Below are 25,357 nucleotides of genomic sequence, written 5' to 3'. Positions count from 1 at the left end.
TCGCAGGGGAAAGAGAGCGGATCAGAGCACCATGTCGTCGCGATGCACCAGAGCCGCGCGGCCCGGATAGCCCAAGATCGGTTCAATCTCGCGGCTATGATGCCCCGCAATCGCCCGCGCTTCCTCGGCGGTATAGCGGGCCAAGCCAAGCCCAAGTCGGGACCCATCCGGGCCATCCAACTCCACCGGGTCGCCCCGTTTGAAGCTGCCCGTGACCCCGGTGATCCCGGCGGGCAACAGCGATTTGCCCCGACCCAGAGCCGCAACAGCCCCTGCATCGAGCGTCAGCACGCCTTTCGGCTTCATCGCCGCAATCCAGCGTTTCCGCGCGGCTTGCGGATCGAGCGTGGCGGTGAACCAGGTGGCCTTGCCGCCGTGCTCCAGCGCGTTCAGCGGACGCTCCACCGAGCCTTCGGTTATCGCCATCGCGCAGCCCGCCACCGTCGCGGTTTTCGCCGCCATCAGCTTGGTCTTCATGCCACCTTTGGACAGGCCCGAACCGGCATCGCCCGCCATCGCCTCGATCTCGGGCGTGATCGCCTCGATCAGGTCGAACCGCTTGGCTGACGGGTCTTCACCTGGATTGGCGGAATAGAACCCGTCCACATCGCTGAGCAACACCAGTTGATCCGCCCCCGCCATCACCGCCACGTTCGCGGCCAGCCGGTCATTGTCACCATAGCGGATTTCGTCGGTCGCAATCGTGTCATTCTCATTCACAATTGGCACCACACCGAGGCTCAGCAGCGCGCCAAGCGTCGCCCGCGTGTTCAGATAGCGCCGCCGATCGCCACTATCATCCAAGGTGAGCAGAATTTGCGCCGTGGTGATCTCATGCGGCGCCAGCGCCTCCTCATAGGCGCGCGCGAGGCGGATTTGCCCGACCGCGGCCGCGCCTTGCGCCTGCTCCAATGACAAAGCGCCGTCGCCCAGGCTCAATGCCCCGCGACCGAGCGCAATCGACCCGGAGGAAACCAGGATCACATCCGCGCCGCGCGCCTTGATCCGCGCCACATCTTCGGCCAAAGCCTTCAACCAATCGGCTCTCAGCGCACCGCTGGCCCGGTCGACCAGAAGCGCCGAGCCGATTTTCACCACCAGGCGCTTGGCCTGGGTCAGGTCGGGGGTCAGGGGCGCCACGGTCCGGGGTCCTCAGTTTCGGCGCGCAACCTCAGGCGGTCCGCATCGACCTGCGCCCGCACGGTCCGCAGCACATCGACCAGGCCGGTGCGGGCGACACCAGACATCTCCATCACCGGTCCAGCGACGGCTTCCAGAGCGGCGCGTTTCTCAGCCCGTTCCTCATCGCTCAGCGCGTCGATCTTGTTCAGGGCCGTCACCCTCGGCTTCAATGCAAGATCGCCGCCATATTCTTCCAACTCATGGATGATGGTGCGGTAATCCTCCGCCACATCCTCGGCCGTGCCATCAACCAGATGCAGCAGCACCGAGCAACGCTCCACATGGCCCAAGAACTGGTCGCCCAGCCCCCTGCCCTCATGCGCGCCCTCAATGAGTCCTGGAATATCGGCCACGACAAATTCGGCATTGTCGACGCCGACAACCCCCAGATTGGGGTGTAGTGTGGTGAATGGATAATCTGCGATTTTGGGGCGTGCGTTCGACGTCGCCGCCAGAAAAGTAGATTTGCCCGCATTGGGCAGCCCCAAGAGGCCGACATCCGCAATCAGCTTCAACCGCAGCCAGATTGTCCGCTCAACCCCTTCAAGCCCGGGATTGGCCCGGCGCGGCGCCTGGTTGGTGGAGGATTTGAAATGCAGGTTGCCAAAGCCGCCATTGCCCCCCTTGGCCAGCAGCACCCGTTGCCCCACCTCAGTGATGTCGGCAATCACCGTCTCTTCGTCGTCTTCTAGGATCTCGGTGCCAACCGGCACGCGCAGCACGATATCATCGCCGTCTTTGCCGGTCCGCTGCTTGCCCATACCGGGCTGGCCGTTCTTGGCGAAGAAATGCTGTTGATAGCGGAAATCGATGAGCGTGTTCAGCCCATCGACGGCTTCGGCCCAGACATCGCCGCCGCGCCCGCCATCCCCGCCATCGGGCCCGCCATATTCGATGTATTTCTCCCGCCGGAAGGACACAGCCCCACCGCCGCCGCCGCCAGAACGGATATAGACTTTGGCTAGATCGAGGAATTTCATCGGCTCAGGCTCCGGGCGCGGGTCGCGCGGCCCCTGCGATAGAGAGGTTTGGGCCGGGGCTCAAGTCATCCCCGACCCAGATGTGCTCTATTGCAGCTTTTTCAGGTAGGTCCAGGTTGCCACCTTGGCGCCGCGCGCGACGGAAAACGCCTCCGCATCGCCCAGATAGTCGAACCCGGCATTGGTCAGAACGCGTGCGCTCGCGGGGTTGTCCTGAAACACGCTGCCGAAAATCGTGGCGTTGCCCAACGGGTTTGCCGCGACGAGGGCGGCCACCGCTTCTGAGGCGAGGCCCGTGTTCCACATGCCCGGCGCAATCCAATAGCCGATCTCGGACTGGTTGCGATCCATCTGCTTGAGGGAGATCACCCCCAACAGCTCGGAGCCGCCATCTTCGGAGGCATCCATCACCCAAACATGCTCCGTCCGCTCCGCGTCCAACGCGCTCGTAATAAACAGCTCGACGGTCCCGGGCGGCAGCGGATGTGGGATCGAGGAGGTCATATCGGCGACCCGACGATCCGAGGCATACATTGTCATCAGGCCCGCATCGGATTTGCGGATCGGGCGCAGCACAAAACGCGGCGTGTCGATCACGGCCTGCGCGATGATGGTTTCTTGTCTCATGCCTGTTCCTCCTCCGAAACAGATCCCCTTATGTTTCTCCTGCCTCCCTTCTCAGGTGGCGATCGATGGGGGTGGTCGCAAGGGTCTCCCACTTGCAGTAACCAAATAATGAAAAAGGGGCCGGCGTTTCCGCCGACCCCCCAAATTTTCTATAAGGTTCGACGTTACTCAGCGGCCTCGGCAGCTGGCATGACGGAAATGAAGGTACGACCCTTGAAGCCCTTGGCAAAGGTGACATGGCCCTGTTCGGTCGCAAAGATTGTGTGGTCTTTGCCCATGCCCACGCCTTCACCCGGCCACCATTTGGTGCCGCGCTGACGCACGATGATATTGCCGGGGATCACAAGTTCCCCACCGAATTTCTTGACGCCCAACCGGCGTCCGGCAGAATCGCGCCCGTTGCGCGAGGAGCCACCTGCTTTTTTATGTGCCATGTGTCTCTCTCCTTACTCGGCCAATTTCTTCGCTTGTTCGACCCAGCCTTCGCGCTCGATCCGGCCTTTGAACGACAGTTTCTCGTCCATAGCAGCGATATCGTCCGCGGTCCAACCTGCAATCTGTGCGAAGGTTGTGACGCCAGCGGCCAGCAGTTTCTTCTCCAGCGCCGGGCCAACACCCGACAGCTGTTTCAGATCGTCGCCACCCGCAGCCGCTTCGGCTTTCGGCGCAGCTTTCTTGGGCGCCGCTTTCTTCGGGGCGGCCTCGGCCTTCGGCTCCGCCTTGGCTTTCGCGGCGGGTTTGGCTTTCGCCTTCGGCGCTTCCGCCGCAACAGCAGGCGCCGAGCCGGCACCGATTGCGGCCATCACACCGGTCTTATCGCCACCCTTGGCGAGAATGTCGGTGATCCGAAGCAGCGTCAGTTGCTGACGGTGACCCTTGGTGCGCTTCGACGAATGCTTCCGCCGACGCTTCACGAAATGGATCAGTTTCTCGCCCTTGATCTGGTCGATCACCGTGGCTTGCACCGCGGCACCGTCAACATTCGGCGTGCCCAGCACAGGCGCATCACCGCCCAGCATCAGAATCTCATTGAATTGGACGGTATCACCCGCCGCTGCGGCCAGCTTTTCCACGCGCAGAACGTCGCCGGACTGCACCTTGTACTGCTTGCCACCGGTCTTCAGGACCGCAAACATCGTCATCTTCCTTCTACCCCGCGCCCTGTGGCCCCCATCTTCAGGTGTTCTCGCGGATCAAACCGCGCCTCGGGCTGCGTGCCCCTCTCGGGACATCTTCGACAAATCAAAACCGCCGCAGGTAATCCCCGCGGCCACAGAGGCCTGCGTATGCCCGAGCCTCGCGCTGCTGTCAAGCGATGCTGCAGCGGTTTTCTGGCCCCTTACCAAGGGCTCAGACCCGCCGCGCGGCTCAGGTTTCTTCGCCGGCGACAAACAAGGCCGCCGCCGCGCCCAGATCATAGCTGACCGCCTCGAACATCGCATCGAAGGCCGCAAATAGTGTGCGGTTCAACACGCGCCCGGCGGGGCTCTCCGACAATGTAATATAGGCATCCATATCCGCATCGCTAAGCGCATCATAGGCGACGATTTGATACGAAAAGAGCCAAAGCTCCGTTTCGGCGCGGATCTCGGGCTCTTGGCTCCACACTTCCGCCAACATCAAATCCTCGGGCAATTCGACGTCAAAGGCACCGCCATCCACCAGCCCGCGATAGAACGCGAAGTTCGAGTTCAAGGCGCCCGCCACATTCAGGTCGACCAGGGCGTTGGCGTCGTTGAAGGCGCGCAATTGATCGATGCGCGGGTTTTCGGCGGCCAGTTCCTCGCGAAACACGATATTGGCGGCCTCTTCCACAACCGGGTCGATGAATTCGCGCCGGGCGAGGATCTCACCTTCCACGATGCGCCGCCCGATCTCGGTTGCGAAAAACGCGTTCAGGGTGGTGAGGTCATCGGCGCTGAATGCATCCTCTGGAACGGCCGCTTCGAAATCCTGTGTCAGCCGTTCGAGACTGTATGTCTGTGCAACCATCGCGGGCCAGGCGGCCCCGCCCTGCCCCGGAAACATCTCCGCTTCCAGATCATCGGCATAATCGATCCCCTCGATCGACATGATTTCCAACACATCGTAAAGCCCGATCGCCTGAAACAAAGTGTACAGCTCCGGGTTCTCCGCCGCGATCACACTGCCCGGCGCAATTTGGGCCTCCACCGGTGTCTCCGGCGTGGTCTGCGCCAAAGCGGCTCCGGCCATGACACTCAAAGCAAAGCAGGTGGCGAATGGCAATGCACGCAACATGGGCTCTCCTTATTGGGGCCGTCACGACCCGGTCTTTCTCTAAAACATGGGCAAGTGGGCGCAGGAAATCCACTGCCAAACCGCGCCCGTCTCGAAGAGTTGAGCGAAGCTCCGCCGGTCCGGCATTGGCGCGGGCGGCAAACTTGTCGGCAAGACCCCCCTTGCGCGGGCGCACGGCTGCGGCTATTCCCCCGCTCCACGACCCCTGATTAAGCGCGGAGAGGTGCCGGAGTGGTCGAACGGGGCGGTCTCGAAAACCGTTGTGGGTGCAAGCCTACCCAGGGTTCGAATCCCTGTCTCTCCGCCACCTTCGAAAACGAACCCGGCTTTGCCTTTTGGCGGCCCGACCGTCTCGACAAGGTCTTATTGCGACCGATGCCGTTCGCAGTCGGTCGTTTTTAATCATAAGTATTTTTTATGGCCGCGCTTTCGGGTCGACCTGATCACATCTAATTCCGCTATTGATAGACCTAAGGTGCTGACCAACTTCTGCGAGATGTCTCGCTTTGGCGATCAGAGCATCGCCGATAGTCGGGTTATCGGGCGTATCAAATCGTCGTCCGATTTCGGGACAGAAGATGCCCACCCCACTCCGCCATACAACCGCACGAAAGTGATATTTCTCTATATAAACTTAATTGCAGGCGTTCTCGCTCCCGTAAGACCGCTACCGCGCATCGTCAGATCGGGTTGCAATGTCTATTATGCGCGAGAAACCGGTGACCTGACGCGCTTCGGGTTATGTGCCGCCGTCCCGCCAACATATCGGCGTCACTTATGAACGCTTACATCATGCCCTTCCGCAACATTCATTGACACTGAAAAGATTTCAGTTAAAAAGCTAATTAATCAATCTGAGCATTTTGGCTCGAAAAAAGATTGAAAGACTGAGGCGAAAGGGGAGTTACGATGAAGATCACAGTACAATTGCGTCCGTCCAGCGGGCGTCTGACGAAGTGGAAAGGTAAGGTCGCGTCCATATCGCCAACCGGCGGACGGCTCCTGTCGTCCTGCTCCCTGGGGGCGCTGGCTCTGGCAACAGGCTTGGCAGTGCCAACAGTCTTGGTGTCCCCGGGCGCAGGGTTCGCGGGCACCTGCGTTGAAACGTCGCCGGGTGTCTTTACCTGCTCCGGCGCGGCTGACGCCGGCGGTTCAGATGCAGAGGTGGTGATCGGCACGGGCGGAGCAGTCTCGGTTGAGACCGCCGTTGGTTTTGGAAACGATACAACGACGGGCACCGACTCTGGTGGCTTCGGCACCGGAATCATCAACGGTATCGATATTCAAGGCACTGGCGGTGTCACGTTCACCGACGCAAATTCTTCGACCGTGACGGGGCAAAATGCCGGCCTCTCCGTTCGCAATAGCACCGGCGAAGTGGCAATTGTGACGACTGGTGCAATAACCGGGCTGAACTCTGATGGCATCAGCCTCAACAACACCGGCCTTGGGGCGGGAAGTACGATCAATGCTGGTGGAGATGTCACCGGCAGACTAACCACTGGCGGAAGGGGCATTGACGCAAACAATGCCACCGGGGCTATGACGATCTCAACAGCTGCGGGCACAACGGTTTCATCAGGCGGTGATGGCATTTTGGCGACTAACGGGAACAGTGTCGGCGTGAATGACCTCACGATCACGACCGGTGGTCAGGTCATTGGTACCGGCAACTATGCGATCAATGCGACCCAGAATGATGACGGAAATCTTGTGATCCAGACCTCAGACACCGTCACCGGTGGCGCCCAGGGCATTCGCGCTCAAAATCTCAATGGCGGCAACATCAGTATCGTGAGCACGGCCGCCGTTGAAGGAACCAGCCAATCCGGAATCTTTGCCTTCAATCAAGGCAGCACCACTGGCGATGTATCCATCTCCGCAACCGATGTGACAGGTGGCACTTCGGGAGTGTACGCACTCAACAACGGAACTGGCATCACAAGAGTTGTCACGTCTGGCACGGTGGCGAGCAACTCCGATGGCATTATCGCCGACAACACGACTGCTGCAACGGGAGCAATGGAGATCGACGTCTCTGGCGACGTGACCGGTGGACGACACGGTATCTCAGCGACCAACGATGGGTCGGGTGCTTTGACCATTACGGTCAGCGACGCCGTAACCGGCGGAACGTCCCAAAATGGTGACGGCATCCGCACTCTCACAGGGACGGGCGGGACCACTGCCACCATCACATTGAACACGGGTGCCGATGTCAGAGGCGGCAGCGGAGGGTTTGCCATTTCAAATGATGGCGGCAATTCACAGACACTTGTTAACACGGGCGCCTCGGTTGCCGGTGATATCAGCCTAGGTGACGGTTCTGACAACTTGACCTTCGCTGGCGGGAGCTTTGACACGGATGCGGAGTTTAATGGTGGTGATGACATCGACGCCACGGATGGCTCTGTTGACGTCCTAACCTTTGTGGGATCCAGTGGATCGCTTGGGGGGGGAATATCGACAACTGGGAACAGGTCGTTATCGGTGCAAGCTCAGCCATAACGTTGGACAACTTCGGGATGACGGCTGGCACAACAACGGTCGATGTTGGCGGCACCCTTTCTTTTGTTCGCGACCTGTTTACCTTCGGAGGTGCTGGCATATTTGATGGTGGCAACCTAACCAACGCGGGAACAGTTACACTTCAGAACGGTACCGCCGCTGATACAGTGACCGTATCTGGCGACTACACTGGCGGCGGTCGGCTTTTGATCGATGTCGATTTTGCCGCTGACACCGCAGATACCCTGACGGTTCAGGGCGCTGTGTCGGGCGTGACGTCGATTGAAATTGCCGATGTCTCGACGACGACAGCAAGCGGTAACGATATTCTTGTTGTGGATACCGATGGGCTTGCATCGCCATCCGATGCCTTTGCTTTGGCGACCGGCCCGGTGGCCAGCGGCGCGTTCCTCTATGACCTGGAACAGGACACAACCGATCTGGATTGGTATCTGCGCTCCACCGGTCAACTCAGCAGCACCGGTGCGATCTATGAGGGCCTTCCCCTGGTTCTTGCCGGGTTCAACAGCTTGCCGACCATGCAGCAGCGTGTGCGCCAGCGGTCGTCTATAGAAGGCCAAGAGCTGTGGGTGCGCTTTGTTGGCGATCGTTTGGACACGACCCCCTCCTCTTCCGACGACGGCATCAGCTATGAAAGCACCCAGACCGGTCTGCAAGCCGGGGCGGATTTCGACCTGGAAACCAATGGCATCGGCCGTTGGGTTATCGGGGCAACCATGCAATATGGTCAGATTTCCGCCGATATGAGCGGCGCGAGTGGCACAGGCCAGATTGACGCCGATGGCTATGGGATCGGGGCGACCGGCACCTGGTTCAGTGGCACAGGCTTGTATCTCGATTTCCAAGGTCAAGCGAACTGGATCTCCAGTGATATCGCCTCGTCGGCCGCCGGCACCCTCGCAACCGGACATGACAGCCAGGCTCTGGCAATCAGCTCCGAGATCGGGCAGCGCATCACCCTTGCTGGCGGCGGCACGCTGACCCCGCAAGCGCAGATGATATGGGGCATGGTCGATGGCGACGCTATGACCGATGAGGACGGCAATGCGGTGGACCCAGGAACCAATGACACCTTGGTGACCCGGCTTGGTCTGGCCTATGAAACGGAGGTCACCGACCGTGGTCAGTTCAATGCCATTGGCAATATCTGGCATGACCTGTCCGGCGCGCAGACCACAAATGTCGCTGGTGCCGATCTGTCGGCAGAGGCGGAGTCGACCTGGGCCGAAATCGGCATTGGCGGCGATTTGCAGCTTGCCCCGGGGCAGTCGCTCTATGGTGAGGCCAGCTACCGAACCGCTCTGGGCGGTGCCTCCTCGGACAATCGGGGCCTACGCCTTTCGGCAGGGTTCCGAATGGACTTCTGATCCAGTGGATGCGGTGCCAAAACTGCAACGTAGTACCACGAACATCGCCCCCGCCTGCACTCGCGGGGGCGATGCTCCTCTAACAAACAGGCCCCCCTGCTGATGCGATCTCTCGCTCGCAAGCCTTTTTTAGTCAAAATGCACACGCGCAGTGATGGCCCGGATCAATCCACGCGTCCATGTCCGATACCGCTATCGATACGTTCCAGGCACCGATCCACCCTGTAACTCCCCTTGCTGATCCATGCGGAATTCTGCGTTTGATACGTGCGGCGGCTTATGTCGGATACCCCCCAAACGGTGGTGGAGAAGATACGCTTTTGTGCGACACCCAATTGCCAATATCGACTCTATTACAATAACATAAGGTATAAACACGCCGCAGAATCGCCGCAGAATACCGGAGAATGTGGCCATCGCACGGCCTCTGGACACCTCATCGGCAGACATCTGCAGGCTCGCCACCGCCCGGTCCATGCGACGCCATCCTGCCAACACCTTGACGTCGTGGGTTCTGCCCCCCGATCAGGCTTTCAAACGCCATCTATTGACAGGAAAAAGTTTTCATTTAAAAGTTTAAGTAATCAGTCTGAGCATTTTAACTCGAAACAAAGATTGAAAAATGGGGCAAAAGGGCAATCACGATGGCAATGACGGATCATTGGCGTCCCTCGACGGGGCGTCTGACGAAATGGAAGGGTAAGGTCACGTCCATATCGCCGACGGGAGGGCGGCTTTTGTCGTCTTGCTCTTTCGGGGCGCTGGCTCTTGCGACCGGCCTGGCCATGCCGGCGCTTTTTATGTCAACGGGTGCGGCTTTTGCTGGCAACTGCGCTCAAACGTCGCCGGGTGTCTATAGCTGCTCCGGCGCGGCCAGCGCGACCGGGACAGATTCATTGCAGTGGATGGAGGTAGATGGCCCGGTCTCCGTTGAAACCACACCGGGGTTTGGGGTTGATAGTTCGAACACTAACCTCCCTGGAGTTCTCCAACCGGACCTTAATGCGATCCGCATTATAAGCCGTGGCGGTGCCAGTTTCATCGATAACCATAACTCGACAATCACCGGGTCCAACAATGGTTTAGACATCTTCAATCAAGACGGCGGCGGGGTATCAGTCCTAACAACCGGAGATGTTACGTCGTTTGGCTCACAGGCCATCTTCACCACTAACACTGGCATTGGGCCGGGAACCGTAATCGACGCTCGGGGGAACGTGACCCTTGACAGAATAGCAGGGGGCCGCGGTATTTTCGCTCAGAATTCGACGGGCGCTTTGACGATCAGAACCGCCGCCGGAAGGACCGTTTCGGCGCCGTTATTCGGCATTCTAGCTGAGAATGACTCTTCAATCGGGCGGCATGATCTGACGATCATCGCAGATAGTGAGGTCGTCAATGCGCGGCATGGCATCGCCGCAGAGCAGCGTGATGATGGAGATCTTCTGATCCAGACCTCCGATACTGTCGAAGGTTGGTTCGCAGGAATCGAGGCCGAAAACGCGGCTGGAGGCGATATCGTTATCACGAGCACTGGACCTGTTGAGACTCTCATTCAGTATGGGATTTCTGCGATCAATCAAGATAACCTGACCCGCAATATCTCGATTGACGCTGTTGACGTGACAGGCGGTGTTGCCGGCATCCTGGCGGAAAACAATGGGACAGGCTCGACAATCATTACCGCAAGAGGGACGGTGAGCGCCAACGAAACGGGCATAGTCGCCAGCAACACATCGACCGCCACAGGCGCCATGGAGATCAATGTCTTGGGGGACGTGAGCAGCCTTCAGGACGGTATCGTGGCATCTAATCGCGGGTCTGGCGACTTGACCGTTACGGTAAGCGGCACGGTCACGGGCGAAAACGGGGATGCGATCTACACATTGACGGGCTTGGGGGGCACAACCACGATCACCTTGGATGCGGGTGCGCGTGTTAGCGCAGCGGCGGGGCGCGCCATCGTCAACTACGAAGGAGAGTCGACAACAACTGTTAACACCGGCGCGTCTATTGTCGGTGGGATCGAGTTGGGCTCCGGCTCGGATACGCTCAACATTTTCGGTGTGGATGTTTCAGGTGTGACTCAGTTTGACGGGGGCGATGATATCGACAGCACCGATGGCTTTGTCGATGTTCTGACGTTTACGGGGTCCAGCGGGACCATTTCTACGGCGTCTGTCGCCGGTTGGGAGCAGATTGCAATCGGCGCGGGGTCAACCCTATCGGTGCGCGACACCACGTGGGTCGCAGGCTCAACAACGGTCGATGGCGGTAGCGTGCTTGATGCCTCCGGCGGCGGTCTGTTCTTGCAGGGAGATGGTGGGTCGGGCGGCAACCTAACGAACCTCTCGACGATCACGCTTCAAGATGGCGCTGCTGGAGATGCGCTGGTTGTTGCTGGCGACTATACCGGCGGCGGCACGCTGCGTTTAGATGTCGATTTTGGCCGCGGCACGGCAGATACATTGGTGGTGCAAGGTGCTCTGTCTGGCGTGACCACGATTGAGATCGCCAATGTCTCAGCAGCCGCCTCCGGGACGGATATCCTTCTGGTGGATACCGATGGGATCACCTCCCCAACCGATGCCTTTACCTTTGTCGGCGGCCCTCAGACCAACGGTGCTTTCCTGTATGAGTTCGAACAGAATGCATCCGATCTGGATTGGTATCTGCGCTCGACCCTCACCAGCACCGGCGCGGTCTATCAATCCTCTCCTGAGGTTCTTGGCGGGTTCAACAATCTGCCCACTCTGGGGGGCCGTCTGAGCCAGCGGTCCTCTGCTGGAGACCAGGAGCGGTCAACTGCGGAGGGGCGGGAGTTGTGGGTGCGCGTTGTTGGCGATCGTCTGGAAAGCACGCTCTCTTCCGCCAGCGGGCGCACAAGTTTTGAAAGCACCCAGACCGGCGTGCAAGCCGGGGCGGATTTCGACCTGGAAACCAATGGCATCGGCCGTTGGGTTGTCGGGGCAACCGTGCAATATGGCCAGATTTCGGCCAATATCAGCAGCGCGGGTGGCACTGGCCAGATTGACGCCGATGGCTATGGGATCGGGGCGACTGGCACCTGGTTTAGTGGCTCGGGCATGTATCTCGACTTTCAGGGGCAGATGAACTGGATTTCCAGTGATATGTCGTCGTCTACGTCCGGCAACTTGATAACTGGTCATAAGAGTCAAGCCTTGGCGCTGAGTGCCGAAGTCGGGCAGCAATTTACGCTCCCCGGCGGCGGCACGCTGATCCCGCAAGCGCAACTGATATGGGGCATGCTGAACGGTGAAGCTTTCACCGACGAGGACGGCAATGCGGTGGACCCGGGAACGAATGACACCTTGGTGACCCGGCTTGGTCTGGCCTATGAAACGGAGGTCACCGACCGTGGTCAGTTCAATGCCATTGGCAATATCTGGCATGACCTGTCTGGCGCGCAGACCACAAATGTCGCTGGTGCCGATCTGTCGGCCGAGGCCGAGTCCACCTGGGCCGAAATCGGCATTGGCGGCGATTTGCAGCTTGCCCCGGGGCAGTCTCTCTATGGTGAAGCCAGCTACCGAACCGCTCTGGGCGGCGCCTCCTCGGACAATCAGGGCCTGCGCCTTTCGGCAGGGTTCCGAATGGACTTCTGATCCAACGGCTTCCGTCCAACACACGGGTCATATCACGATCCCTATCGCCCCCGCCCGCACTGGCGGGGGTACCCTCCCCTAACAAACAGGACCCCCTGCTGATGCGATCTCTCGCCCTTTCCATCGTCCTGGCCTTGGCGCCAGGCTTATCTTTTGCGCAACAAACGCCGCCACTGCCAAGCACAGTCACAGAAACCTATGACGCTTGGACAGTGAACTGCGTCAGCGTGGACACCGCAGGCGAACCGCTTGAGAGGCAGCTTTGCGAAATGTCGCAGCAGCTACAGCAACAAGATAGTGGGCAGCGGGTTTTGAGCGTCGTGCTGCAACCTGATGGAGATGACGCAAATCTGGTCATCCTGACACCCTTTGGGCTGCTTCTTTCCGGCGGTGTTCAAATCGATGTCGAAGAAGGCCAAGTCGCGGTTCTGGCGTTCCGGACCTGCCTGCCCGCCGGGTGTCTTGCCCGCGGCACACTCACGGACGAGGAAGTCGGTTTGCTGCGACGTGGAAGTATCGCTCAAATCCAGATGACCAGCGCGGATGAGGACCCCTTTATCGTTGAGATTTCGCTTGCTGGCTTCACCAATGCTTGGAACCGGCTGCAAGACTCTTAATGGCAAAGGGCGGCGCATGATATCAGAGCCGCCGCCCTTTTGCTCGCTGCACCTAAACCGTCAATGCGCAACCAACTCAATCAGTCCGGGTTGTCTGATTAATCTGCCTTGGCACCCGATGCGTCGCTCACGACTTTCTCGGATCGATGCGCCCAAGATCACCCCACGGCCAATGAGAACAGCCCCCCAGTGGGATCGCGAAGCAGCGTGCCACGGGCGTCCTGCTGCGCCCCTTTCGCTGGCCGCAGGACGGTGGCACCGGCGAGGCGGCCGCGGTTGAGAGCCTCTGGCAAATCGCCGACCTGAAGGCTTGGAAGCCATAGCGGCGCCGTATCGGACGCATCATCGCCACCTTCGCAGAGCGCCAGGGTCTTCCCATTTAGCATGATTGATCTATCTTTTGCCGAGATGGAAAGGTCTTCCGCCACCTCCCATCCAAAGAGTCGATGGTAGAATGTTGCCGGAAAGCCGCCACTGCTGCTCAAGTACCGCTCTGCCGCAAACTGCTTTGTGGGTGCCGGAAACGCATGGCGCGACAGCGAAATCCCGATATGCGCCCCGTGCGGGTCGCGCAGGACGCAGTTGCGGCCAACGCCGGGGACTTCGAACGGCGGCTTGACGATTGTCCCGCCATGGTCCACCGCAAGCACAGCCGTGGCATCCACATCCTCGACCTCGACATAGGGAATCCAGCCAACAACCGGTCCGGGCGTCTGATCAATGATCCCTGCCCCCGCCTCGCCATCCAACAGGGCGAGCGTGAAGTCTTTCTCGCCACCGCCCCAGGCAAAATCCTTCGCGTGTTCGGTCAGGTAGCTCCAATGAGCAACGTCTTGGTAGAAGGATTTGGACCGCTCGGCATCGGGCGTAAAGAGATCGTGCCAGACGATCCGACCTCGTTTTTCAGTAGTCATGGCACCATCATCCGGGTTGGTTTTCCCGATACATGTCACAGCCTCGGGGTTCTGCCTTGACCAAGATCAAACCTGTCGGTCCGATGATGCGCGATACGCAACCCGCTACAAACGACGCGGATTGACGCGCGAGACATCAGCTCTTTGACACAAGTCATCGCCGTCCACTCTTTCAGCCCGTAGTTTTCGGCGCATGTTCTGAATGGAGATCAACGAAGGTGGATATGATGATGAACCCGATGTTATTTATCTGTCTGTTTTTCGCAGGCTTTGGTGTGTTTTTGCTCGGGGCCGGTTTTGTCTGGTGGGCATCGCTCCAAGCCAAGCAGATGGAGCAAGGCAAGAAGGCTTGATTGGATAGGAAACTCCCATCGGATTATCGCGCCGCGGCTGCAGCGTTTGGCTTCTCGCAACCGACCAATTGCGATATGATGATCGGGTTGGACGCATCCCTAAATGGCCTCAATTATCATGACCTTACGTAAGACTTCTCGCATTTTTCTCTGGCTATTGGGGGCGTTGCTGATCATCGCCATCGCCGGGTATATCTGGCTGCGAAACAGCCCCTATTGGGTCGGTGTTACACTCTTCGCGGATGACTATCGCGTCGCGAATTTCCGCAGCATGGATACGGTCTTTCCCTTTGAACCTGTAAGCCGCAGCGGCTCGGTTTGGGCGCTGGAAACCGCGCCCCGTGCTTTGCCCGAGAGTTATGGTTTCAATGGCCAAGATCTCGCATTATCGGCATTCCTAGAGCGCACAGAAACCACCGGCTTTCTCGTGCTCCACCAAGGTCAGATCGCCCATGAGAGCTATTATCTGGGCGGCGATGAGACCTCACAATTCACGTCCTGGTCCGTTGCGAAATCCGTCCTCTCGGCACTGATTGGCATCGCGATCGACGAAGGCCATATCGCGGATATCACGGACCCGATCGAGACATATGTGCCCGCGCTGGCCGGGACGGCCTATGGCGCTGTGCCGATTGAGGATGCGTTGACCATGTCATCGGGCATCGGGTTTGACGAAGATTACGACAATCCGATGTCAGACGTGAATATGTTGTTTGTCAGCTTTCCGATGGGCACGCCGCTTGCCGAGACGATTCACGGTCAAGACGCGCTCCGCCCACCCGGAGAGTATAACAACTATATAAGCTCAGACAGCATCGCCCTCGGCCTCGCGCTGGAAGGGGCGACCGGCATGTCGGCGCATGCGTATTTGCAGAGCCGCCTTTGGGGGCCGATGGGGGCAGAAGCGGATGCGTTTTGGAGCACAAATCGCGCCGGCGATGTTCTGCCACTCTGCTGCCTCAATGCAACGCTGCGGGATTATGGCCGCTTTGGTCAACTCTATCTGCAAAATGGGGCTCGGGACGGGCAACAGATCGTCCCTGCCGATTGGGTCGCGGCATCCGTCACGCCATCGGCGCCGCATCTTGAACCGGGAGACAATCCGGCCTCATCCTGGACCTTCGGCTATGGCTATCACTGGTGGATTCCCGAGGAGCCGCAGGGCGATTACACCGCGATTGGCATTTGGGGGCAATATATCTATGTCGATCCGGTTCGGGAGGTGGTGATCGTCAAGACCAGCGCCGACTATCACTTCGACAATAATGACCATGAAACCATCGCCGCCTTCCGCGCCATCGCCCGAGACCTCGCCGGCGGGTGAGTCGCCATTCCGATGGCGTGCGCGATCGGGTCTTGATCCTCGACTCGGAGATTGGCTCTATAGTGATCGTCCCCCTCATTGATCCGGAGCCTCCATGTCCCCCGCCACCCGCGCCGATGCCATCACCCTCGCCCATGACGCCTTTGATGATGGCCGGTTCTTCGATGCCCTCGCCGAACTCGTCGCAATTCCATCCGACAGCACCGCGCCCGGTGCCGGGCAGCATCTCACTGCATATCTCGACACGATCATCGCCAAACTCGATGTTCTCGGATTCAAAACCGAGGTCTTGACCGATCCCGAAAGCGGCTTCCCCTTTCTTTTGGCCGAGCGGATCGAGGACCCTGCCCTGCCGACCATCCTCAGCTATGGCCATGGTGACACAGTGCCGGGCATGGAAGGGCGCTGGGATGCCGACCGCGACCCCTGGCAATTGACCGATGCAGATGGGCTCTGGTTCGGACGGGGCGTGGCCGACAACAAAGGCCAACATCTGATCAATCTCTCCGCCATCTCCGCCGTCATCGCGACGCGGGGATCTCTCGGTGTGAACTTAAAACTGATTCTTGAGATGGGCGAGGAAGCGGGATCTCCAGGCCTGGCTCGGTTATGCGCCGAAAACAAATCGCGCCTTGCCGCCGATCTGCTCGTGGCGTCCGATGGGCCGCGCTTGAACGCGGATCACCCGACGCTGTTTCTCGGCGCGCGTGGCGGATATACGATGAAACTGAGCATCCGCCGCCGGGTTGGCGGTCGTCATTCCGGCAATTTCGGCGGTGCGGTGGCCAATCCCGGGTTTGAGTTGGCCAATGTTTTGGCGAGCATTGTTGACGCCGAGGGCCGACTGAAAATCAATGCTTGGAAACCAAATAACATCCCCGCCGCCGCACGCGCGGCACTGGAGGGGCTTGTGCCCGTGGGCGGTGAGGTCGATCCAGATTGGGGTGAGCCGGGGCTGACGCCTGCCGAGCGGGTTCACGCCTGGTCGTCCGCCGAGATTCTCGCTTTCACCTGCGGCACCCCGGAACAGCCGGTCAATGCGATCCCGCCCGAGGCCCATGCCTGGCTCCAGTTGCGCTATGTCACCGGTGTTGACCCGGACGGTATCCTACCGGCCCTTCGCACCCATCTGGACGCGCACGGCTTTGCCCATGTGGAGATTACCCCAGAGGGCGGCGCGTTTCGGGCCAGCCAAACACCCGCCGATCACCCCGCGGTTGGGTTCGCGGCGCAATCGTTGCAGCAGACGACCGGCAAAGCACCAGCCATCCTACCGTCGCTTGGCGGCTCGCTGCCCAATGACATCTTCACCGACATTCTGGGCCTGCCGACGATTTGGGTGCCACATTCCTATCCTGGTTGCTCGCAGCATGCGCCGAATGAACATCTGCCGGCCGCCGTCCTGCGCGATGCACTTGGCGTGATGACCGGCCTATTCTGGGATCTGGGCGCGGCGGATCGGTCCGCCTATCTGCCCTAGTTCATCGGGCGCGCCGCACCGCCTCGTTCCGCCAAGCCGAGAGCGCGGGATTGTCGTCACGCGCCGGGCGTGGTTCGGGTGGCCGATTATCGGCGGGGGCATGCGGGCTGCGGAAGTAATACATCTCGCGCGCGCCGAAATAGAAACTGACGATTGCGCCCAGAAGCCACCAAAGGGGCTCGGGCACCTCCGCCAGCCCGACCATCCGGCTGGCAAAACTGACCGGATCGACCATCGCATAGATGAAGAGCCCGAGGGTCCCAAGCGCCAACATCGGCCGCGGCATACGGTTTAATCCATTGACAAAACGGTCAAAAAGCCCTGGCCGGATAGATTGGAACTCTTCCGAATGGCTGTCCAACGCGGCGCGATGCGCCTCGGCGCTCAGTTCCATGCGACGGGTCGCCGAGGGCACGAACACCTCCGCGACGCCCTCCGCGGCCTCCCCCAAGGCGCGGGTCGCCGCCGCACCACCAATCACGCGATTGATCAATCCCATGCCGACACCCGGGCGTGATGTTCAGCGTCGCTCAGATGGTAGCGGGGCGAGATGAATTCTTCGGCCCGGCGAATCCAACCACCTTTGCCCCCATCGCGGCGGCGGGCATACTTTCGGCTCGCTGGACGGTGATCTCCCAAACGGTAGTAGTAGTTTCGCCGGGCAATCCCGTAAGCATCGACCAGATGATCGGGCGCCTGCGTCTCAGCCGCGTGGGCCGCGCGGATTGTCTGCGGCCCAATCACCCCATCAACGATGATCTCGAGCCCCATATCCCGCAGCAACCGCTGCAAAAGCGTCACCGCATTGGCTCCGGCATTCACATACATATCGAACACGGTCGCGTGCAGCACGTCGGGCAGCTGGTCGATCGAGGGTCGTTCAAAGTAGTGCTCAATGAAAACTTCTTGCGCCTGCGCCCGGGTCAGCGCCTGGACATCCGCCACCGACACCGCGCCGTCGCCGGTCAGATCGAGACCCAAGCGCCGCATCGTGTGAATCGTAACGCCAAAATTCGTCGCCCCGCCGGGATCATCGGGATCATTCACAAAACCGCCTTCGCGGTCGAGGATTTCGGATGCAATTTGGTGAACCGACTGCATGGCTCGCCCTCCATGCTCAGTGGTTCAACTGAGGGGAAGACTGCCGCAGAAAGGTAAAGAAACCTTGAACACAGCCAAACGACCACCAAGGTCGGCATGCCTAAGACGCGCCGCCGTCAGCTTTCGTTCGGATCGCGATATACGCCCTGATCTTGTAAGGCATCGATGACTTCGGCGGGCATATAGGTCTCATCATGGCGTGCCAGGATCTCGGTCGCCTGGAACACCCCGTCCACATAGGATCCGGTGCCAACCATCCCCTCGCCCTCCCCGAAGAGATCGGGCAACACGCCGGTATAGGCCACCGCCACGGATGCGCCGCCATCGGTTACATTGAAGGTGATGGTTTCGCCCTGGCCGCGCACCAAGGTGCCATCCTCGACCAAGCCGCCGATGCGGAATACCTCGGTCGGCGGCGGTGGCGCCGCAACGATATCCGATGGCGGGCGGAAGAAGTTGATACCATCGCGGAAGCCATAACCGATCAGCGCGGCAGCGCCGGCCAGACAGACAATCGCCAGCATGATCACTTGAATCCGGCGCTGTTTCTTTAGGCCTCGCATGGCCACCTCCTCTTTACGGAAAGAGCGGCGCCATGGTCAGCCCCGTCGTCTCCGCGATCCCCAGCATCAGGTTGGCGTTTTGCAACGCCTGACCAGAGGACCCTTTGGTCAGATTATCCAGCGCCACAAATACTTGCGCGCGCCCATCCCGCCGGTCCGCCGCCACACCGACATGCACATAATTGGACCCGCGCACGTCATGTGTCGAGGGGGCTGCGCCAAAAGGCAGCACCTGGATGAATGGTTCCGCTGCGTAGGCTTGGCTGAGCGTCTCATAGACCGCCTGCCCGTCGCCTTTGACATAAACGGTCGCGAGGATGCCCCGGTTCATCGGCGCAAGATGTGGTGTGAATTGAACCTGCACGGGCCGACCAGCCAAGGCACTGAATTCCTGGTCAAATTCACCCAAATGCCGATGGGTGCCGCCAAGCGCATAGGCATTCGCGCCTTCCGACAGTTCCGCGTGCAGCAGGTTTTCTTTGAGGCTCCGCCCCGCTCCGGAAACGCCGGTGATCAGATTGATGATGATTTCATCGGGGTCGATCACACCGGCCTTGAGCAGCGGCACCAAGGCATATTGCCCGGTTGCCGCATTGCACCCCGTGCCCGCGACCAGCCGCGCCGTCTTGATTTGATCCCGATAGAATTCGGTTAAACCATAGACGGCCTCGGCCTGTAACTCGGGCGCGTCATGCGGTTTGCCATACCATTTTTGGTAAGCCTCCGGGTCACGGAGCCTGAAATCCGCGGAGAGATCGATAACCTTAAGATCAGCTGGCAGTGTCTTGATAACATTCTGCGATGTGGCATGCGGTAGCGCGCAAAACGCCAAATCGATGGCCGAGAAATCGACCTCGTCGATCTTCTGCAGCACAGGCAGATCCAAATGCCGCAAGAACGGGAACACATCGCTCATCGCCATCCCGGCTTTGCGATCCCCCGTCAGCGCGGCAATGCGCAGCTCGGGATGGGTGGAGATCAGCCGAACAAGCTCTGCCCCGGTATAGCCGGAAGCGCCGAGAATGGCGATGGAATGGGTCATGGATTTGGCCTCGTGATGGTACTCTGCGGGGAGTATGCCAATTCGGAGGTGGGATCAAATCAGGATCACTACTGAGCCTCTGGCCGGTCTGATGGAACGCTGCCCGCTAAGCCGCCGCATCGAATGAGATCGAGCGTCGCAGGAACTGAACCGCCTTCGCGCCGACCCGTTTGGGATCGCCGGTCGTCAGAAACTTGGCCTCGGTCCCGGCGCCCAGTTTGTCGGGATGCCGCTCCAGGTAATCGGCAAGGCTTTCGGCCACCAAATCGGCTTGCGAATAGACCGCCACATCGGGGCCAAGCGCGTCGCGGAACACGTCCTCCAGGATCGGATAATGGGTGCAGCCAAGAATGGCGGCCTCCGGCTTCGGCATCCGCCGTTGCAACGCTTCCACATGGCTTCGCACCAGGGCTTCGGCCAAGATCATATCGCCATCTTCGATCGCGTCGACCACACCACCACAAGGTTGAGCTTCGACGTCTACCCCTATGGCACGAAACGCCAATTCCCGCTGGAAAGCGCGGCTCGACACCGTTGCGGGCGTTGCAAAGAGCGCCACATGTTTGACAGCCACCTCGCGTGGTGGGGAGTTGTCGCCCCAATTCCGCTCGGTCAGCGCTTCGATGAGCGGCACAAATACCCCCAAGACGCGTTTGTCCTCGGGCACCCAGCCCTCTTGCATCCGGCGCAAAGCCGCCGCCGACGCCGTGTTGCAGGCCAAGATCACCAGATCACACCCGGCGTCGAAGAGCTGCTGCACCCCGGCCGTGGTCAACTCATAGACGTCATCGGCATCGCGCACCCCATAGGGCGTATGCGCATTGTCACCGAAATACACAAACGGCACCTCAGGCAGGCGCTTGCTTACCGCATCCAGAACGGTCAATCCGCCCAACCCGCTGTCAAAAATTCCGACGGCCATCTGCGCCTCAATACCTTTCCCGGGGCCCGTCCCGGTGCTTGTCTTCGAACTCAAACCCGATCTCGCTTGGGTTCAGCGGATCCGGGCTTAACCCATAGGTCGCTTCGCGCAGGAAATCCATCATCGCGCGGGTGTCTTTTGCATATGGTTCGAGATCGGCGCGCGGGATCGGCTCCCCAATCACCACTTTCACCGGCGAGTTGATCCGCGAGCGGAACTCTTTGATCAGCATCCCCATACGCAACGTCGAGTGCAAATGACTCATCAGTTGAAAAAGGCGTGAGTTGTGACCATCGAAATAGATCGGGACGACCGTGGCTTCGGATTTCGCGATCATCCGCGCCGTGAAGCCACGCCAATTCGGGTCCATCGGTCGGCCAAACGGCTTATTCGCGGTTGAGACCGTCCCGCCGGGGAAAATCCCGATAATCCCGCCATCGGCCAAGTAGCGCAGGGCATCTTTCCGGGTTTGAATGTTGAGCTGTACCGCTTCTTTTGTCTCGTCGAAGGAGATCGGCAAAATGATCCGGTCCAGATCTTCCGCTTTGCGAAACACGCGATGAGCCAAAATGCGGAAGTCGCCCCGCGCCTTGCTGAGGATATGGCCCATCATCAGACCATCGAGAATGCCATATGGGTGGTTTGCAATCGCCACGACCGGCCCCTCGGCAGGGATGTTCGAGAGGCTGCCGCCGGTTATCTCCAGCTCCAGCCCATAACGCTCGACCATCACCTCCCAGAAATCCCGGCCCTTGCGCACATCCTCGTCATAGCCGTCGGCCAGCTTGATCAAGCCAAGGCGTCCGGTCGCGTTTTCCAGAACCCGGATCATCGCCCGCCCACCACGCGATGCGGCGGAGGAGGCATAGCTGATCTCGCGTGCCACCTGTCTCTTTTCCGATGATCGTTGCCGTCCGGTCATGATGCCGTCGCGTCCGATGGAGTCCCTGCATTCGGCATAGGCCCCCTCGGCGATTCTTTCTAGTAGGCTCGCCCAGGTTTGAACGGCACCCGTGTCTTCAGCGCCGGGTCCACCCCCAAAGACACAGGAGCTCCATGGCGACATGCGCCGCCGCGACCGCCGTGATCCCGCCGGTGTCATAAGGCGGCGACACCTCGACCACATCGCCGCCGACCAAGTTGATCCCTGCCAAATCGCGCAGGAAAATCGCTGCTTGGCCCGAACTGAGGCCGCCCCAAACCGGCGTTCCGGTCCCCGGGGCGAAGGCCGGGTCCAATCCGTCAATGTCGAAGCTCAGATAGACCGGGGCCTCGCCCACCACGGTGCGGACCCGCTCCGCGACGGCCGAAGGCCCGCGTTCATGCACTTGCCGCGCGTCGATAATCTCGATCCCCAGATTGTCCGCAACCACCGTACGGATGCCCACATGGACCGAGCGCGCCACATCGATCAGCCCCTCTTTCACCGCCGTGTAGCAGAAGGTCCCGTGGTCAATCCGCGTCTTGGGGTCGAACTCGGGCCAGGTATCGGTATGCGCATCCACCTGGATCAATGCCAGCGGTCCATGTTTCGCAGCATGGGCGCGCAGGATCGGCAAGGTGATCGAATGATCTCCACCAAGCGAGATGGCCGCCACATCGGCGGCCAAAATCCGCTCGATATGGGCCTGTAACAACTTTGGGAAACTACCAGTCTGGGCATAATCGAAGGCCAAATCGCCGTAATCGACGACGGCCAGCTCTTCCAGCGGCGAATACCCGTCCCAGCCATAAGGCGGGTCGAACGGCTGCAAAGACGACGCCTCTCGGATCGCACGCGGGCCAAGCCGTGTGCCGGAGCGGTTGGTCACCGCCTGATCGAACGGCACGCCGGTGATCGCCACATCGACGCCGGTCAAGTCTTTGGTGTAGCGTCGACGCAGAAAACTAGGGATGCCGCCGAAAGCGTTTTCATGGGCCAGACCCTTCAGCCCCTCTCGGGTCAGCGACAGATCCACTTGGGTTTTTGAGTCTTCCAATGCCATGCCGCGCCCTCCGCTTTGCCACATCTGGCAGGCGGGGCGGAAAAAACTCAAGCGCGAATAATGACACCCGTCCGCTTGCACCTATGTCTCAGCCGAGGCATGCAGGCGACTTAGGGACGGGCGGAGACGACAGATGAGCGATACACCCACATTGCGCGATGATTTTATCGAAGGCATGAGCCGGGCCGCGGCCTCGGTCAGCGTGGTGACCACTGACGGCCCCGCCGGGCGCGCGGGTGTCACGGTCAGCGCGATGACGTCGATCTCGGCCGATGGTGAACGGCCGACGATGTTGGCCTGCGTAAATGCGTCATCGAGCGCCCTGCCCTTGATCCTGGAAAATGGCTGTTTCTGTATCAATGTGCTGCGGATCGATCAGAATGATGTGTCGGACGTGTTCTCCAGCCGCCTGCCCGCGCCCGGTGGTGACAAGTTCAACTGCACCGAGATTGAGGCGATGCCATCCGGCGCACCGCGTTTGGTTGAGGCTCTGGTGAGCTTCGATTGCGTCTTGGTCTCTGCGGAAAAACACGGCACACACCACATCTGCATCGGCGCGGTCGATAAGGTCGTGACCGCACCAGAAGGCAGCCCGTTGCTTTACGGCATGCGGCGCTACCTGAGGGCAGAGAAGCACTAGGCGAATGGCGGCTCTGAGCCGAAAGTGCTTGATTCTGCATTGTACTTAAATGGCAGTTTTACAAATTGGTACGGCCTGAGGCTTCCGAGGAAGAGCAAATCAGAAATTGACTGACTCTGTCGGCATGACCTAGGAATCGTTTCACGGGTTGGACGCTTGGAAGTGAAAGATGATGAAGGATGTTGGCAGTTTAGTCTTAATCCTCTTTTCCGCTGTAAAGCTTTCAGGCTGCGGTACAAATCCTGTGGAAAGTGAACATCTGGGTCTTGCAGATATATTCGTGGGTATGAAGCAGCAAGAGGTTCGATCAATACTTGGCGAACCCTTTGAAACTGCGTTCTTTCCTGAGTTGACGCATTTTTGCGATACTTTTCAATACACCACACCTCTCGGTCCGAGATTCAGCCACGTTAGATATGACGTCAACAAAACCATATCCGTAGTCACCAATCGCAATCACGTTTGCGCCCTTACCGACGCTGATGGCGAGGTGCATCGAATTTAGTTTAGGTTATGCATTTTGAAGTAACGCTGCATCCTCAACTTTTGACTTTTAGGTCGAGTTTGTCGAAAGCAATCTTGAAAAAGCCATTGGCGCAGCCGCAGCGTATTGGCGCTTCGTCCGCTTCCAAAACCTTGATCACGCCACAGGCTGTGCCGTCTCAATAAGTTTCGCGAAAAAGCTCGCCCCGATGGGTGCAATAGCGTCGTTGAACTCATATTCCGGGTGGTGCAATCCGGCGCTATCCCCCTGGCCTAGAAACAAATAGGCTCCGGGCCGGCGTTCCAACATGTAGGCGAAGTCTTCGGCCCCCATCTCGCGCCCGGCAGCACCGTCGACATTCTCTGGGCCCACGATCTGCTCTGCCACCGTGCTTGCGAAGGCGGCTTTGGTGGGGTCATTCACCGTAGCGGGATACCCTGCCCGATAGTCGAGCTTCACATCCACATCATAAGCCGCAGCTTGCCCCGCAACGATGCCTTCCATCCGGCGCTTCACCATGGCCTGGACCTCAGGGTCAAAGGTGCGGACCGTGCCACAGATATAAGCTTCTGCCGGGATCACATTATCCGCCGTCCCGGTGTGGATTTGTGTAACCGACACCACAAGATCATCCGCCGCATAATGGTTCCGCGACACGATGGTCTGAATCGCCTGCACCATACCGACCGCCGCGATGATCGGGTCTTTCGTCTCATGGGGCATAGCTCCATGCCCGCCGACGCCTGTGACATAGATATGGAATGTGTCGACGGCGGCCATGATCGGGCCAGGCGTCGTCGTCATCCGTCCCTCGGGTAGACCGGGCACATTGTGAAGCGCATAGATTTCGGCAATATCGAACCGCTCCATAATCCCCTCTTGGCACATCACATTGGCCCCGCCGCCGTCTTCTTCTGCGGGTTGAAAGATCAACGCCACACGACCGGTAAAATTCCGCGTCTCAGCCAGATATTTCGCGGCCCCAAGCAACATCGTGGTGTGCCCGTCATGGCCACAGGCATGCATCTTTCCCGGGCTGGTTGAAGCATGCGGCAAGCCCGTCGCCTCCTCGATTGGCAGCGCATCCATATCCGCGCGGAGCCCGATGGTTGGCCCCGCCCCCTGCCCGTCGATAATGGCCACAACCCCGCTCGTCGCGATCCCCTCATGGATCTCCGTGATGCCAAATTCGCGCAACCGCGCGACGACGAATCCGGCCGTCTCATGGCAGTTAAATTGCAATTCCGGGTGTTGGTGCAGATGTCGCCGCCACGCCGTCATCTCATCTGCAAAGCCCGCGATACGATTGATGACGGCCATGGTGGTTTCTCCCCTTGATACGCAACCGGAACCTCGAAACAG

Annotated in this window: 24 protein-coding genes and 1 tRNA gene; 10 read left to right on the top strand and 15 right to left on the bottom strand. The window is 59.6% G+C overall.

The genetic code is table 11. From position 1 onward, the window contains the following. Positions 1–21 precede the first annotated feature (21 nt). The 6 genes from proB to QTA57_RS13540 form a co-directional block, all read right to left on the bottom strand. Positions 22–1,140 (bottom strand): glutamate 5-kinase, encoded by a 1,119-nt coding sequence (gene proB, locus QTA57_RS13565; protein ID WP_290151971.1) that lies wholly within the window; start codon positions 1,138–1,140, stop codon positions 22–24. Next, positions 1,128–2,162: a GTPase ObgE gene (gene obgE / locus QTA57_RS13560; protein WP_145208854.1), complete on the bottom strand. Its 1,035-nt coding sequence runs from the start codon at positions 2,160–2,162 to the stop codon at positions 1,128–1,130. The genes proB and obgE overlap by 13 nt, the downstream gene beginning before the upstream one ends. A gap of 87 nt (positions 2,163–2,249) precedes the next feature. Then, on the bottom strand, positions 2,250–2,789 hold the full coding sequence (locus QTA57_RS13555) for a GNAT family N-acetyltransferase (RefSeq protein ID WP_290151969.1): 540 nt from the start codon (positions 2,787–2,789) through the stop codon (positions 2,250–2,252). A 164-nt stretch (positions 2,790–2,953) separates the two neighbouring features. Then, positions 2,954–3,223: a 50S ribosomal protein L27 gene (gene rpmA / locus QTA57_RS13550; protein WP_145208850.1), complete on the bottom strand. Its 270-nt coding sequence runs from the start codon at positions 3,221–3,223 to the stop codon at positions 2,954–2,956. A 12-nt stretch (positions 3,224–3,235) separates the two neighbouring features. Beyond that, complete coding sequence (locus QTA57_RS13545) at positions 3,236–3,925, bottom strand: 50S ribosomal protein L21 (protein ID WP_290151968.1); 690 nt, start codon at positions 3,923–3,925, stop codon at positions 3,236–3,238. Positions 3,926–4,157: 232 nt separating this feature from the next. Beyond that, on the bottom strand, positions 4,158–5,048 hold the full coding sequence (locus tag QTA57_RS13540) for a DUF2059 domain-containing protein (RefSeq protein WP_290151966.1): 891 nt from the start codon (positions 5,046–5,048) through the stop codon (positions 4,158–4,160). 217 nt (positions 5,049–5,265) lie between these two features. Here QTA57_RS13540 and QTA57_RS13535 point away from each other — a divergent pair. The 5 genes from QTA57_RS13535 (at position 5,266) to QTA57_RS13515 (ending at position 13,187) form a co-directional block, all read left to right on the top strand. Further along, positions 5,266–5,355: transfer RNA gene (locus QTA57_RS13535), tRNA-Ser, on the top strand. 602 nt (positions 5,356–5,957) lie between these two features. Continuing rightward, positions 5,958–7,556, top strand: coding sequence for a beta strand repeat-containing protein (locus QTA57_RS13530; RefSeq protein ID WP_290151965.1), 1,599 nt, complete (start codon positions 5,958–5,960; stop codon positions 7,554–7,556). Between the two features lie 17 nt (positions 7,557–7,573). Next, positions 7,574–8,944, top strand: a complete 1,371-nt coding sequence (locus tag QTA57_RS13525) for an autotransporter family protein (RefSeq protein WP_290151963.1) — start codon at positions 7,574–7,576, stop codon at positions 8,942–8,944. 1,277 nt (positions 8,945–10,221) lie between these two features. After that, positions 10,222–12,570, top strand: a complete 2,349-nt coding sequence (locus tag QTA57_RS13520) for an autotransporter family protein (protein WP_290151962.1) — start codon at positions 10,222–10,224, stop codon at positions 12,568–12,570. A gap of 101 nt (positions 12,571–12,671) precedes the next feature. Continuing rightward, positions 12,672–13,187 (top strand): invasion associated locus B family protein, encoded by a 516-nt coding sequence (locus QTA57_RS13515; protein WP_290151961.1) that lies wholly within the window; start codon positions 12,672–12,674, stop codon positions 13,185–13,187. Positions 13,188–13,345: 158 nt separating this feature from the next. Here QTA57_RS13515 and QTA57_RS13510 read toward each other — a convergent pair whose 3' ends face one another. Then, positions 13,346–14,101, bottom strand: coding sequence for a VOC family protein (locus QTA57_RS13510; protein ID WP_290151960.1), 756 nt, complete (start codon positions 14,099–14,101; stop codon positions 13,346–13,348). Between the two features lie 230 nt (positions 14,102–14,331). Here QTA57_RS13510 and QTA57_RS13505 point away from each other — a divergent pair, with 230 nt between their 5' ends. The 3 genes from QTA57_RS13505 to QTA57_RS13495 all read left to right on the top strand — a co-directional run bounded on the left by QTA57_RS13505 (position 14,332) and on the right by QTA57_RS13495 (position 17,258). After that, the gene (locus QTA57_RS13505; protein ID WP_290151959.1) at positions 14,332–14,454 is read left to right on the top strand and encodes a hypothetical protein; all 123 of its coding nucleotides are present in this window, start codon (positions 14,332–14,334) and stop codon (positions 14,452–14,454) included. 118 nt (positions 14,455–14,572) lie between these two features. Next, positions 14,573–15,778, top strand: a complete 1,206-nt coding sequence (locus QTA57_RS13500; protein ID WP_290151958.1) for a serine hydrolase domain-containing protein — start codon at positions 14,573–14,575, stop codon at positions 15,776–15,778. Between the two features lie 94 nt (positions 15,779–15,872). Then, on the top strand, positions 15,873–17,258 hold the full coding sequence (locus tag QTA57_RS13495) for a M20 family metallopeptidase (protein ID WP_290151957.1): 1,386 nt from the start codon (positions 15,873–15,875) through the stop codon (positions 17,256–17,258). A gap of 1 nt (position 17,259) precedes the next feature. On the opposite strand, the gene QTA57_RS13490 is transcribed toward QTA57_RS13495, so the two are convergent. From QTA57_RS13490 to speB, 7 genes are all read right to left on the bottom strand, one after another. Then, positions 17,260–17,757, bottom strand: coding sequence for a holin family protein (locus QTA57_RS13490; RefSeq protein ID WP_290151956.1), 498 nt, complete (start codon positions 17,755–17,757; stop codon positions 17,260–17,262). Further along, positions 17,748–18,359, bottom strand: coding sequence for a holin-associated N-acetylmuramidase (locus tag QTA57_RS13485; protein ID WP_290151955.1), 612 nt, complete (start codon positions 18,357–18,359; stop codon positions 17,748–17,750). Before QTA57_RS13485 ends, QTA57_RS13490 begins: the two co-directional genes overlap by 10 nt. Positions 18,360–18,475: 116 nt before the next feature. Further along, the gene (gene ccmE / locus QTA57_RS13480) at positions 18,476–18,922 is read right to left on the bottom strand and encodes a cytochrome c maturation protein CcmE (protein WP_290151954.1); all 447 of its coding nucleotides are present in this window, start codon (positions 18,920–18,922) and stop codon (positions 18,476–18,478) included. Between the two features lie 13 nt (positions 18,923–18,935). After that, entirely contained in the window at positions 18,936–19,964 is a 1,029-nt protein-coding gene (argC, locus tag QTA57_RS13475) for an N-acetyl-gamma-glutamyl-phosphate reductase (RefSeq protein ID WP_290151952.1), read from the bottom strand. Between the two features lie 106 nt (positions 19,965–20,070). Beyond that, the gene (locus tag QTA57_RS13470) at positions 20,071–20,886 is read right to left on the bottom strand and encodes a glutamate racemase (RefSeq protein ID WP_145208829.1); all 816 of its coding nucleotides are present in this window, start codon (positions 20,884–20,886) and stop codon (positions 20,071–20,073) included. 7 nt (positions 20,887–20,893) lie between these two features. Next, positions 20,894–21,808 (bottom strand): lysophospholipid acyltransferase family protein, encoded by a 915-nt coding sequence (locus tag QTA57_RS13465; protein ID WP_290151951.1) that lies wholly within the window; start codon positions 21,806–21,808, stop codon positions 20,894–20,896. 97 nt (positions 21,809–21,905) lie between these two features. Next, positions 21,906–22,871, bottom strand: a complete 966-nt coding sequence (gene speB / locus QTA57_RS13460) for an agmatinase (protein ID WP_290151950.1) — start codon at positions 22,869–22,871, stop codon at positions 21,906–21,908. Positions 22,872–23,004: 133 nt separating this feature from the next. Here speB and QTA57_RS13455 point away from each other — a divergent pair, with 133 nt between their 5' ends. After that, the gene (locus tag QTA57_RS13455) at positions 23,005–23,511 is read left to right on the top strand and encodes a flavin reductase family protein (protein WP_145208825.1); all 507 of its coding nucleotides are present in this window, start codon (positions 23,005–23,007) and stop codon (positions 23,509–23,511) included. A 169-nt stretch (positions 23,512–23,680) separates the two neighbouring features. Continuing rightward, positions 23,681–24,016, top strand: coding sequence for a hypothetical protein (locus QTA57_RS13450; protein ID WP_290151948.1), 336 nt, complete (start codon positions 23,681–23,683; stop codon positions 24,014–24,016). Between the two features lie 135 nt (positions 24,017–24,151). Here QTA57_RS13450 and QTA57_RS13445 read toward each other — a convergent pair whose 3' ends face one another. Next, positions 24,152–25,315, bottom strand: a complete 1,164-nt coding sequence (locus tag QTA57_RS13445) for a M20 aminoacylase family protein (protein ID WP_290151947.1) — start codon at positions 25,313–25,315, stop codon at positions 24,152–24,154. Positions 25,316–25,357 lie beyond the last annotated feature (42 nt).

This window comes from Fontisubflavum oceani, from assembly GCF_030407165.1.
GTDB lineage: Bacteria > Pseudomonadota > Alphaproteobacteria > Rhodobacterales > Rhodobacteraceae > Rhodophyticola > Rhodophyticola oceani.
The sequence above is the reverse complement of the archived record's forward strand: the minus strand, read 5'-3'. Positions and strand labels throughout refer to the sequence as shown.